The sequence below is a fragment of the Aurantiacibacter flavus genome (assembly GCF_039710615.1).
Taxonomy (GTDB): domain Bacteria; phylum Pseudomonadota; class Alphaproteobacteria; order Sphingomonadales; family Sphingomonadaceae; genus Alteraurantiacibacter; species Alteraurantiacibacter flavus.
This window is the reverse complement of the sequence record NZ_JBDLBR010000007.1, coordinates 80,083-90,444: the sequence shown is the minus strand read 5'-3', so window position 1 is coordinate 90,444 and position 10,362 is coordinate 80,083. Positions and strand designations below refer to the sequence as shown.

The 10,362-nt window shown below is 61.3% G+C and carries 12 protein-coding genes and 2 tRNA genes; 7 read left to right on the top strand and 7 right to left on the bottom strand.

Annotated elements, in window-relative coordinates; translation table 11 throughout:
* The first annotated feature begins 377 nt into the window (after positions 1-377).
* The gene (gene thcB4, locus ABDJ38_RS16120) at positions 378-1,535 is read left to right on the top strand and encodes a Thoeris type III anti-phage system protein ThcB4 (RefSeq protein ID WP_346786161.1); all 1,158 of its coding nucleotides are present in this window, start codon (positions 378-380) and stop codon (positions 1,533-1,535) included.
* Complete coding sequence (gene thcA, locus ABDJ38_RS16115) at positions 1,523-2,206, top strand: Thoeris type III anti-phage system protein ThcA (protein WP_346786160.1); 684 nt, start codon at positions 1,523-1,525, stop codon at positions 2,204-2,206. Before thcB4 ends, thcA begins: the two co-directional genes overlap by 13 nt.
* 25 nt (positions 2,207-2,231) lie before the next feature.
* Here the strand turns inward: thcA and ABDJ38_RS16110 are convergent, their stop codons facing one another.
* The 3 genes from ABDJ38_RS16110 to ABDJ38_RS16100 form a co-directional block, all read right to left on the bottom strand.
* Positions 2,232-2,786, bottom strand: a complete 555-nt coding sequence (locus ABDJ38_RS16110; RefSeq protein ID WP_346786159.1) for a toll/interleukin-1 receptor domain-containing protein — start codon at positions 2,784-2,786, stop codon at positions 2,232-2,234.
* A 61-nt stretch (positions 2,787-2,847) separates the two neighbouring features.
* Positions 2,848-3,447 (bottom strand): TIR domain-containing protein, encoded by a 600-nt coding sequence (locus tag ABDJ38_RS16105; protein ID WP_346786158.1) that lies wholly within the window; start codon positions 3,445-3,447, stop codon positions 2,848-2,850.
* Between the two features lie 6 nt (positions 3,448-3,453).
* A complete protein-coding gene (locus ABDJ38_RS16100; protein ID WP_346786157.1) occupies positions 3,454-3,936 on the bottom strand; it encodes a TIR domain-containing protein in 483 nt (160 codons plus the stop codon).
* Between the two features lie 40 nt (positions 3,937-3,976).
* Between ABDJ38_RS16100 and ABDJ38_RS16095 the strand changes: the two genes are divergently transcribed.
* The 4 genes from ABDJ38_RS16095 to ABDJ38_RS16080 all read left to right on the top strand — a co-directional run bounded on the left by ABDJ38_RS16095 (position 3,977) and on the right by ABDJ38_RS16080 (position 7,641).
* Positions 3,977-4,369 (top strand): hypothetical protein, encoded by a 393-nt coding sequence (locus tag ABDJ38_RS16095; RefSeq protein WP_346786156.1) that lies wholly within the window; start codon positions 3,977-3,979, stop codon positions 4,367-4,369.
* A 275-nt stretch (positions 4,370-4,644) separates the two neighbouring features.
* Positions 4,645-5,031: a BlaI/MecI/CopY family transcriptional regulator gene (locus ABDJ38_RS16090; RefSeq protein WP_346786155.1), complete on the top strand. Its 387-nt coding sequence runs from the start codon at positions 4,645-4,647 to the stop codon at positions 5,029-5,031.
* On the top strand, positions 5,031-6,098 hold the full coding sequence (locus tag ABDJ38_RS16085) for a M56 family metallopeptidase (protein ID WP_346786154.1): 1,068 nt from the start codon (positions 5,031-5,033) through the stop codon (positions 6,096-6,098). Before ABDJ38_RS16090 ends, ABDJ38_RS16085 begins: the two co-directional genes overlap by 1 nt.
* A 73-nt stretch (positions 6,099-6,171) precedes the next feature.
* Positions 6,172-7,641: a serine hydrolase domain-containing protein gene (locus ABDJ38_RS16080; protein WP_346786153.1), complete on the top strand. Its 1,470-nt coding sequence runs from the start codon at positions 6,172-6,174 to the stop codon at positions 7,639-7,641.
* A 186-nt stretch (positions 7,642-7,827) separates the two neighbouring features.
* On the opposite strand, the gene ABDJ38_RS16075 is transcribed toward ABDJ38_RS16080, so the two are convergent.
* The 3 genes from ABDJ38_RS16075 to ABDJ38_RS16065 form a co-directional block, all read right to left on the bottom strand.
* A complete protein-coding gene (locus tag ABDJ38_RS16075; protein ID WP_346786152.1) occupies positions 7,828-8,874 on the bottom strand; it encodes a tyrosine-type recombinase/integrase in 1,047 nt (348 codons plus the stop codon).
* Positions 8,875-9,209: 335 nt separating this feature from the next.
* Positions 9,210-9,285 (bottom strand) — tRNA-Thr (locus tag ABDJ38_RS16070).
* 58 nt (positions 9,286-9,343) lie between these two features.
* Positions 9,344-9,417: transfer RNA gene (locus tag ABDJ38_RS16065), tRNA-Cys, on the bottom strand.
* A gap of 194 nt (positions 9,418-9,611) precedes the next feature.
* On the opposite strand from ABDJ38_RS16065, the gene ABDJ38_RS16060 reads away from it, so the two are divergent.
* Positions 9,612-9,980 carry a PilZ domain-containing protein gene (locus ABDJ38_RS16060; RefSeq protein WP_346786151.1) on the top strand — a complete coding sequence of 123 codons (369 nt, stop codon included), beginning with the start codon at positions 9,612-9,614 and terminating at the stop codon, positions 9,978-9,980.
* Between the two features lie 82 nt (positions 9,981-10,062).
* Here ABDJ38_RS16060 and ABDJ38_RS16055 read toward each other — a convergent pair whose 3' ends face one another.
* Complete coding sequence (locus ABDJ38_RS16055; protein WP_346786150.1) at positions 10,063-10,233, bottom strand: CsbD family protein; 171 nt, start codon at positions 10,231-10,233, stop codon at positions 10,063-10,065.
* Positions 10,234-10,362: the final 129 nt, after the last annotated feature.

Here is a 10,362-nt window from a genome sequence, read left to right as displayed (position 1 = left end):
TAAACTGGCCAAGATGAAGCCGATGCCGGGCCTCGCAACCGCCTGAAGGGACCGGGGCCCCCGCTCGACCGCTGTCCAAAACGGTCTTTAACCCGGACCAGCAGCGACTTCTTCAACAGAATACGCCCTAACATCGGACGTTCGCGGTTCACTCGCTCAACGCTATTTGCGGACATTAATTTGTTGGCCTGACGTTTGACTGGACTGTCAGAGCAAATCCACCATCTCGTAATGAGAGTGAGAGCAGAGCGAAGGCGCTATCAAGGAAACGCAACCCGGATAGCTCACTAAGGTACTTCAACTCGGCACGACAAGACGCTGCATTCCCTGCTTGGTTGGACCTATGCGCAACCGTGCTGGCCCGCTAAGGTGATGCGATGGCTAAGTACGAACTCGTCCTTCTTGGATCCTTGCCAGATGGCGTGCGCGCGCGCCTAGCCGCAGTCCTCGAAGATGCCGTATCCCATTACGAGCTCAAGTTACCCGCGGATATTGCCATACGCACCGCCGTGGACGTGGCGCAGCGCGACATCCATGCCTCGACCGCTGTGCTTTATTTCGGTGGTGATCCCACGAGAGACGCGGATCTCGTGCGCGAGCTCGAACGCGCTCGCGTTCCGGTCATCCCAGTCGTGCCCCGGGGCAGCGACGTCGCCGCCGGTATCCCTGAGGAAATCTGGGCTGTGAACGCCTTCTTCCTCGACACGGGTGAAGGAGCCATTGCATCGTTGTGCGCGCTCACACTTGAGAGCTTGGGGCTGCTGCGACGCCAACGCAGGGTATTCGTCAGCTATCGTCGGGACGAGTCGCGCGCGGTCGCGTTGCAACTTCATGATGAGCTCAGTGCGCGCGGCTTTGACGTTTTCCTTGATACCCACGACATCCTCCCAGGCGACCAATTCCAGGAAATGCTGTGGCACCGACTCGCCGATTGCGACGTAGTGATTATGCTCGACACCAAGGATTACTTCGCGAGCAAGTGGACCACGCAGGAGATCGGCCGGAGCCTTGCCCAAGGTATCCACATTCTCCGGCTCGTATGGCCCGACCACGATCCCACCCGGCACTTGTCGCTAAGCGATATGATCCGCTTACAGCCCGGCGACGTCGGGCCCGACGGTAGATTGCTGCCTCAAGTGGTCGATGCCGTCGCGTGCCGCGCGGAAATTCTGCGAAGCCGCAGTGTCGCCTCGCGCCACCGCGAAATCGCAGGGACTCTGCGGATCGAAGTCGAGCGCATCGGTGGACGCTTCGAGGGCATCGGAGCGCACCGCGCGATGTCGCTCTCGCTGCCGAATGGCCTCGCCCTTCAGGCCTATCCGGTCGTCGGAGTGCCGACCGCCGAACTGCTCAACGACGTTCACTCTAAAGCGATTACGGCTGACCCCAAGCGCTTCCCATGTTTGGTCTACGACCACCACGGTATTCGTCCCGCTTGGAGTGAACACCTCCAGTGGCTCGACCGACAGGTGAAGGACGTGCGCGCTATTCGGGTCTTCGATGCAGGATGGGAGCTCGCCGAATGGGACTCGTAGCAGCGGATGGTGCCATTTTTCTTTCCGCGGGCGTCCCCGATCCCGATGCTGCGCACTTCATGGGCGAGGGGGACTCGGTGGCCATCTCGGCCGCCGTGGCCGCATTGCTCGAAGTCACGCTCGGACGGCGCAGGCTCGTGTGGGGCGGGCACCCCGCTATTACCCCGATGGTCTGGGCCTTCGCGGAATCGATGGGAATTGCCTATGGCGAGTGGGTGCGGCTTTACCAGAGCCTGCGTTTTGCGGACGAGTTTCCCGAGGAGACCCGCCGCTTCCGTAACGTGGTCTTCACCAAACGAATTTCAGACGAGATCGGCCCCAATCTCGACCTCATGCGCGACCGGATGCTCGCCGAGACCAAATTTGAGGCAGCCGTGTTCATTGGCGGCATGAAAGGCATCGTCGACGAGTTCGTGCTGTTCCGCGAACATGCGCCCGAGGCCAAAGTGCTGCCTGTCGCCTCGACCGGCGGGGCGGCACGCGAACTTGCGCAAAGCCAATATTTTGATCCGGCGCTTGCCACCAACCTCGACTATGTCGAACTCTTCTACGATCAGCTCGCGATCGATCCCAACGAGCGGCGCTTTGCCTCGCCCGCCGAACAGCCCGCCGACAAGGCGGCACGGATTGTGGTGCCCGGAAACGACCGGCCTGCCACGGACGAACGTTGAATTGCAGGAACTCGCGACCGGTCGGTCATCGCGGCCGCAGACCCAGCGCGTCGCGAAAGCGCTCCCGATCGAAGGCCCTCTGCTCACGCACGTGACGCGGGTCGTGCCGATAGGTCGCCAAGTCGACAAAGTCGTAGAGCGAGAGGTATTCGCGGCCCGCGTATTGCTCGTCCTCGACAATCGGGAGCACGAAGACCTGCCGGTCGGGCGCACGGAGCGCATCGAAGTAGCCCAACTCCCATGGGCACCACGGCGACAACGCGGCGTTGGCAGTGTGCACGTAAAATAGCGTGTCGCATTGCCGCATTCGCTCGCGCAGATGATCGGCCCGGTCGCGGTCAACCGCGCTCCGGTCGAGCGCGGCATCCTCGATCCAGTCGACATAGACGCTGAGGTTCCGGTCCTCGATGAGTGCCTTGGTGCCGAGCACGAGTTCCTTATCGAGCGCCGAGTGCGACAGGAAGATATCAAACCGCTTGGACACCGTCGTGGCGGTCTCGACGAGGATCGTATCAGCCGACTTGCGCGCTTGGGTCCGATAGCGCAGCGCCGCGGCGCGCACGTCGCTCGCCATCAGCATCGTGCGGGTCCCTCCGACCGGGCGAACGGAATGGGACTTGCCAAGCGGGCCACCGCGCCGCTCATCGCCCGGCCTGCTTGGCGGCCACCTCGATCCACCCCCCGAGCTTGTTGCGTCCGTCCTGGTTGGCGAAATCGTACCGGCTGCAATGCCGCGAAAAGGGCACGACGGTGTCGGTCGCAGGGGCCGTGAACCAAAGGTCGTTCTCCGGGATCGCCCGCGTGTAGTCGCCGTACTTCACCCATTTCCCACCTTTTGCCTCGGCAAGGTAGATCCCGTTCACGGTGCGATAGAGCCCCATCAGCGCAAGAGGATCGGTCCCCTTAGTCGCCACGAACCCCTTGCTGTTCTTCACCCCATGAATATCAACTGTGAGGAGGCCATTGCCCTTGATTACGCTGCGCGCGATCTCGTAACGGACCCATCGGCGCGCGGAGGTCTCGCTGCCCGCCAGCACGCAGGTCACCGAGGTATTTGCAAGACCCTCGCGCAGGAACCGTTTGAGCGCATCGTCGCCTTCCTTCTTGGATGCTTCGAAGACGCTGTTGTCGAAGAAGCCGACCCCTTCCTTCGTGCCCTTGATTTCCCAGCTGTTGCGGACGTTCCACGCACGCCAGCAGTCGGGCGAGTAGTGAAACGAAAAAAATGTCTTGCGGGCCATCGAGCGTCAGCTCCGCGCTTCGATGGCGGCGTCGACCCACGCACCGATATTCGAGGCAATGTGCTCGTAAACATTGGTGCTAATCTTGTAGGGAGGGTCATAGACCTTGGCGACAATGCTCTCGCCGTCGACCGTCAGGCCTCCGAACGGATCGGCCCCCTTGGCGCTCTGGTTGCCATCCTTGTCCTTCAAGTTGTGAACATGGATGCCGAGCACGCCTATGCCCTTTCCCCAGGCCTTCTTGATTTCGTGCTTGACCCACCGCCGACTGGCGGTCTTGCTACCGATCAGGACCACGAGGCAGTCCTTCCCGCGCATGTTCCGGTCGATCCAGTCGCGGACCGCGTCGTCGCCCTGATTCTCGATCTCTTCCCATTTGTTCGCGGATAGCAGCGGCTGCTCGTCGATTGCCCCAATGTTCTTGACTTGGCTCACGCGCCAGTTGTCATCTTTGTAGTGGAAACTCAGGAAACATTTTTTCTTTGTCATCGATCGGCCCCTCCTCTGGCACGCTCATTTAGGAACGCTATTGGCGCTTGGAAAGTCTTCGGCGAGATCGTATCTATTTTACTATGTTGAAGGCAAAGCCGTCGGTATCGCACGAGGCGGGGGTGCGCGCGTCGATGAGCACCAAGGCACGGCGCTGAAGATCGAGCGTTCCGATCAGGCGGCCCGCCTCGCGCTCAATGCGCGCCGACAGGCCAAACCCGCAGAGATCTTTCGCCCTTGCGACCGCAAGACAGCCCGTATGGTGCCTGCGCTCGGTCCAACGAGCGGTGTTGCCGGTATAGTTCGCCTCGATGCGGCTCCGGATCCACCCAAGCCCGCCGCGATCTCGGTTTCAATAGTCGGCGGCGGGGCGAAGGCCGCGCGCGCTACGGTGCAACGGCTCACCTTATCCCGCCCCGAACTGCACAACTGACCTTGGATCTTCAGAAGCCGGGAAGTCGCGACCCGCTAGATCGGCCCCTAAAGTAAAATGTCTGCATTGGGATCACAGACCAAAGGTCTGTTTCAGCAATGGTTCGCGTCAACACCGGACAGTCCGCTGCCGGCCTAAAAATTGCACCTTCCTCATCACGTGCTCAACCGTCGTGCCGTCGCCCCATTTTGGCTACACGGTGAGAACATAGCCCCATTGCAGTGGCGCTACATTTGTAGCACGCTACAAATGTAGCAGCTGAGTTGGGCGAGGTAATGCTGAAGAAGTTGCCGCCGCGCGAACGCGAGATTGTTGACCTGCTCTATGAGCGCGGTGACCTGACCGTTGCGGAAATCTCCGGGGCGCTGACCGGGCAGCCTAGCGGTTCGGCCGTGCGGACGATGCTCAGCCGGCTCGAACAGAAAGGCTTTGTCCGCCGCACCGACGGCGCGAAAGGCCATCTCTACCGACCTGCCGTGGCGGACAGTCAGGCGCGCACGACCGCACTCAAGGAACTGGTGCGGGTGTTCTTCGGCGGCTCTCCCGCTGGCGCGGCGACGGCACTGCTCGGGATGACCGAACGGCTTGAGGAGACCGAACTCGACGAACTCGAAGCCTTGATCGCCCAGGCCCGGTCCGATCGGCACAAGGGGTCAGAGTAATGCTGGTTGTCTTCGCCGCGAAGTCGCTCGTCATCGCCGGCGTAACCCTTGTGTTGCTGCGGGTGATGCACACCCGTTCGGCGGTGGACCGGAGCTGGATCGCGCATCTGGGCCTCGCCGCGCTCGCTGCGCTGCCGCTCGGATCGCTGCTTTTTCCCCCGCTGGAAGTGGCGAGTCCCTACGCTCTCGTCCTGTCCCCGACTCCGCTTGCTGCCGGCGCGCAGATCGCCCAGTCAGACTGGACGCAGACGGCCGCGTTCTGGCTGGTGCTGGCCTATGCCGTGCCCGCCATTCTCCTGATTGCGCGGATGTTGCTGGCCATGCTTCGACTGGTGCTGCTGACAACGCGCGCTCAACGGATGACCGATGATCACTGGCTTTCGGCGCTGACGCGCGCACAGCGGCAGAAAGGCCTCCCGACGAATACCGCGCTGCTGGTCAGCGGCGAGATTTCCTCACCGATAAGCTGGGGTCTGCAGAAGCCCAGGATTCTGCTCGGCACCGAGAGCGAGGCCAGGCGCGGGGATGCGGATGCCATCCTGGTGCACGAACTGTCCCATGTCGCGCAGGCGGACTGGCTGAAGCTGATGCTCGCACGCATCAGCGTCGCCTTGTTCTGGTTCAACCCGCTTGTCTGGCGATTGGCGCGGGAAGCACACCAGCTGCGCGAGGAAGCAGCCGACGACGCAGTGCTCGCCGCGAACATCGAAGCTACAACCTATGCGAGCGTCCTGGTCAACGTCGCCCGCCACCAGAGCGACAGTCGGCTGCTCGGAGCGCATGGTGTTGCACCGGCGGGCAGCTCTCTAGCCCGGCGCGTGAGGCGGGTGCTGGATCGCGGCTCGAACCGGTCGGCCGGCGGTATCCGCTGGGCAGCGGGGATGGCCGGCGGCGCGGCCGTGCTGACGGCGCCGCTGATGACATTGCAGTTGACCGATAAGGCGCTCGTTTCTTCCGACGCAGCGCCGTCTTCGCCAGACGAGGATGCCGGGGTTGTCGTGTTTGAGCTTCGAACCCCGGCCAGCGTGCCCGATGCCGTGCCCGCAAAGATCGAAAACACACAATGAATCGGGTGGTGCCGCTCGGCCGGAATCGCGCGGATGTGGAGAGAGAGCCAAGAAGGGGGTGAAAGAGATGAGGGTGAGTTCCGTCACAATGGCGCTGGCGGCCGGCGCACTGGCTGCCAGCCTGCCCGTGCAGGCTCAGGAGATGGGCCGGGCGCGCGATCAGGCTGCGCAGTCCCACCAAGAACAGGTTCTCGCCGGGCTCAACGACGCCGATATCGAGCGCCGCGTCGATGCGGTGGTCGACGAAATCGCGACCCACCCAGAATTCGTGGGGCTATCCGTGGCCGTGGCACGTGGCGACCGGATAGTCCTGGATCGCGGTTACGGCATCGCCGATCTCGAATGGAATGCTCCGGTTGATGCGAGCACGACCTTCCGCATCGGCTCCAATACAAAGCAGTTCACCGCTGCGGCGATCCTTAAGCTTGCCGAGCAGGGCAAACTCGGCCTCGACGATCCGTTGAGCCAATATGTGCCGGAGTTCGACACCGGCGGCCGCGTGGTGACGGTCCGTCAGATGCTCAACCACACTTCGGGCATACCCGAATATACGATCCAGCCTGATTTCTTCCCAAATCTCTCGCGGCTTGACCTGACCGATGCCGAATTGCTGGAACTCGTATCTGGCAAGCCATTCGACTTCGAGCCGGGCGCGGAATGGCGCTATTCAAACACCAACTACTATCTGCTGGGGATGATCGTCGCCAAGGCCAGCGGCCGTCCCTACGCCGCGTTCTTGCAGGAGGAGTTCTTCACCCCGCTCGGCCTGGCCCACACTCGCTACGGCTCGGAAAGCGAGATCATTCCGCGCCGCGCGCAGGGATATTCCTTCGACCCGAACACTGGCTCGCTCTCCAACGATGCGGCGATCAGCATGAACGTACCCGGCGGCGGCGGCGGGCTGGTTTCGAGTGCCGGCGACCTGGTGCGCTGGCAGATTGCCCTGACCAACGGACGTGCGATAAGCACCGCCTCGTTCGAACAGATGATCGGCTCGCCCGTTGAAACCGACCAGGGGGATACAAGCTATGGCTTCGGGCTGCAGATCGGTCACCGCGACGGTCAGCGCGTGATCAAACACTCTGGCGGAATAAATGGCTTCCACAGCGACCTGATCTGGTTGCCGGACACGGCCCTGCGTGTCGCAGTGATTTCCAACAGCGAGGCCATGCCCAGCGCCGTTGTGGAAGAACGGATCATCGCGGCGCTAACCAACGAAGTTCCTCCAGTGCCGCGCACAACGCCGCTGCCGGAAACCGAGCCCGCCTTGCGCAAGTTCATTGCGGACATAGTGGCGGGAACGCCCGATTATTCAACCATGCTCCCACTTGGGGCCGAGGCCACGCGATCCATGCTGCCTATGCTTCAGCGGATATATGCAGATCTCGGGCCGCTCCGCTCGCTGGAATTCACCGAAGTCACGCTGGAGGGAGCCGATGCCTATCGCGCCAACTTCGCTAATGCAGCGGTGAGTTATTCAGTCTTGCTTACTGAAGACGGCAAAATCGCGCGGATGAACTTCCGCCCGCTTCCGCCCGAATGAGAGGAGCTCGGAACGCAGTACAGTCACCGTCTTGGGAATGGTCCAGCTTGTGGTGCCAAGGCGCACGCCATCTGCCAATTGCCAACAATTGGGCCACTTACTAGATGTCGGCTTTCTGCGCCGCCCTCGCCAGAACCAGAGAGTCTTTTATCGGCCCACTTGTGGCCGTAGCTGTACCGACAGTATTCAAGCGCGGCGAAAGACGGGAGTGAAAATCTTCGCTCCGTCGCGAAGTTGCTCCAGATGATCGGACCACCACTGCATCATTCGAACCCTCTCCGCCCAATGCGCGCCGCGATGATAGGCAGCTCGTACCTGGTCGGGGTCCTTGTGCGCGAGTGAACGCTCGATTGCATCTGGATGCCACAAGCCAGATTCATTTAGCAGTGTGCTCGCTACGGCGCGAAAGCCGTGAGACGTCATCTCGTCCCCACCATAACCGAGCCGACGCAATGCAGAATTGAGCGTGTTCTCGGACATACAGCGCCGCGTCGTATGAAAGGCGGGAAACAGGTACGAGCCAGCGTTTGAAAGCGCTCGAAGCTGACCCAACAGTTCGACAACCTGACTCGAAAGCGGCACCGCGTGCGGCTGAGCCATTTTCATTTTCTCACCCGGAATACGCCATACCGCACCTTCCAGATCGAACTCGTGCCATTCCGCCTTACGCAACTCGCCTGGCCGCACGAACACATGGGGAGCGATCTTAAGTGCGATCAGCGTCTCGGGTTTCCCTGAATAGCCCTCGATTGCGCGCAGCAACTCACCAAAGAGCTCGGGTTCTAGGATAGCGGCATGGTGCTTCACTTGCGGCGCCGTGAGCGCACCACGGAGCAGGTCTGCCGGATTTTCCTGCGCTCTCATCGTGACGATGGCATAGCGAAATACGCGGCCAGCAAAGGAACGAAGCCGTTGTGCTGTCTCGTGGTGCCCCTTCCGCTCGACTTTGCGAATTGCGGTGAGAAGCTCGTGTGGCGTAATTTCCGAAACGGGACGGTGCCCGATGTCGCGGTCGAGCAAATCTCGGAACCAGCGAGACTTCTTTATGGTGGCCGCCTTTTTTCCTTCGCGTTCCATCTTCTCGATGTACTCATCCGCTACCAGCTTGAAGGTTGTCGCGGCACCTATCGTCGCCTCGATGATCGCCTGACGCTTCGCTGCAGCTGGATCGATACCGTTTGCCAGTAGGCGCCGGGCTTCGTCACGCTTTGCACGAGCTTCCTTGAGCGACACATCTGGGTATTTCCCGAGCGCGAGCTTCTTCTCGACACCTCGAAATCGAACTTCAATCGCCAGAACTTTGCACCCGAGGGCTGAACTTGAAGGTGCAAAGCGCGATCATCGGCCACTTCATACGATGAATCTCTCGGCTGTAGCCTGCTGATCTCTAACGCTCTTATCGCCATTTGGGGGCCTCGACTCTGACCATTTGCCAGGGGCCCCCACCGAGGCTCCCAAATCGGCCGGAAGGGGGCGGATGGGGACGCACGCGAGCGGAAGACCAATGACCAATTTCACCAGCATTTCTGCGGGTCTGCGAGGTTTTTGGACGCTTCAGGGAGGGTGGGTGGTGCCGCTTACAGGACTCGAACCTGTGACCCCATCATTACGAATGATGTGCTCTACCAACTGAGCTAAAGCGGCGCTCATTGTCCTTTAGGTTCACGCGCAGCGGGCCGCAACGCGTAAACTTACAGGGAAGTGGAGGCCCGAGCCGGAATCGAACCGGCGTGCAAGGATTTGCAGTCCTCTGCGTAACCACTCCGCCATCGGGCCGGAAGGCGCGCCAACTAGCGAATGTAGGGGCTTCGCGCAATGCCTTTGATCGCGCAAGCCATCTTTCCCGGCAATGCAGTTACCCCAGCGTTAGCCAGTCTTCCCAACAATCGCTTATCCAACGTGATGAAGGTCCGGTAAATCCCAAGGGCCTACCTTGTGGACTGATCGGAAAACAAACGGGCTTTGCAGGCATGAATTGCGAGCAGGACAGTACTCCCGCACAGCTCAATGTTCGCTGTCGCGCGCCTTCGGGCAGCATCGCCGTCATGTCTGTTCTCGATCTTTCTGCCGGCGGGATCATGGTGCGGTTCGCAGGGTGGGACGCAAGGCCAGGCGAACGCGTCCTCACCACTATCGACGGCTTTTCGGCGCGGCCCGGCGTGCTCGTTTGGGTGGAGGATGGACGGGCCGGTATCGCTTTTGCCGAAGCTCTGCACGAGGCCGTCTTCGACCAGTTGCGTCGCTGCTTGGAAGGACCCCATGGGGAAAGTCCCGCAGCGACCTCACCGCGAGCAGAAAGCGATGGTGGCACCTCGCGCAGGCGACAATTCTTCGCCTGAAACCGGGTGCGCGGTATCCAGAAAGAAAAGCGGGGCGCCGGCCTCCCGACACCCCGCCTGTCTTTGCTGAAGCTGCGCTGGCTCAGATCTTGTCGCCAAGCGCGCCTTCGACCTTACCTTTGAGGTTCTGGGCCTGGCCCTTGGCCTTCTGTGCCTTGCCTTCGGCACGGGTCTCCGGGTCGTTCGACTGTTCCTTCGCAGCGCCGGCAACCTGATTGCCGAGGCCCTTGGCCTTGTCTGTTAGTTCACCCATTTCGCTTCTCCTTGAGATTGGGCAGGCGATGCGCCTGTCTGAAAAATCAACGGAGAGATGGCGGCTCTAGTTCCCTTTGCAGTGCCGATTTGCGGCCAGACGAAAGATGTTGGCGACATATGTCCGCCG

What these genes read in the sequence shown, in the direction of transcription:
- thcB4 (WP_346786161.1), top strand. Translation starts at nt 378, where the DNA reads ATGGCTAAGTACGAACTCGTCCTTCTTGGATCCTTGCCAGATGGCGTG.
- thcA (WP_346786160.1), top strand. Translation starts at nt 1,523, where the DNA reads ATGGGACTCGTAGCAGCGGATGGTGCCATTTTTCTTTCCGCGGGCGTC.
- ABDJ38_RS16110 (WP_346786159.1), bottom strand. Translation starts at nt 2,786, where the DNA reads ATGCTGATGGCGAGCGACGTGCGCGCCGCGGCGCTGCGCTATCGGACC.
- ABDJ38_RS16105 (WP_346786158.1), bottom strand. Translation starts at nt 3,447, where the DNA reads ATGGCCCGCAAGACATTTTTTTCGTTTCACTACTCGCCCGACTGCTGG.
- ABDJ38_RS16100 (WP_346786157.1), bottom strand. Translation starts at nt 3,936, where the DNA reads ATGACAAAGAAAAAATGTTTCCTGAGTTTCCACTACAAAGATGACAAC.
- ABDJ38_RS16090 (WP_346786155.1), top strand. Translation starts at nt 4,645, where the DNA reads ATGCTGAAGAAGTTGCCGCCGCGCGAACGCGAGATTGTTGACCTGCTC.
- ABDJ38_RS16085 (WP_346786154.1), top strand. Translation starts at nt 5,031, where the DNA reads ATGCTGGTTGTCTTCGCCGCGAAGTCGCTCGTCATCGCCGGCGTAACC.
- ABDJ38_RS16060 (WP_346786151.1), top strand. Translation starts at nt 9,612, where the DNA reads ATGAATTGCGAGCAGGACAGTACTCCCGCACAGCTCAATGTTCGCTGT.
- ABDJ38_RS16055 (WP_346786150.1), bottom strand. Translation starts at nt 10,233, where the DNA reads ATGGGTGAACTAACAGACAAGGCCAAGGGCCTCGGCAATCAGGTTGCC.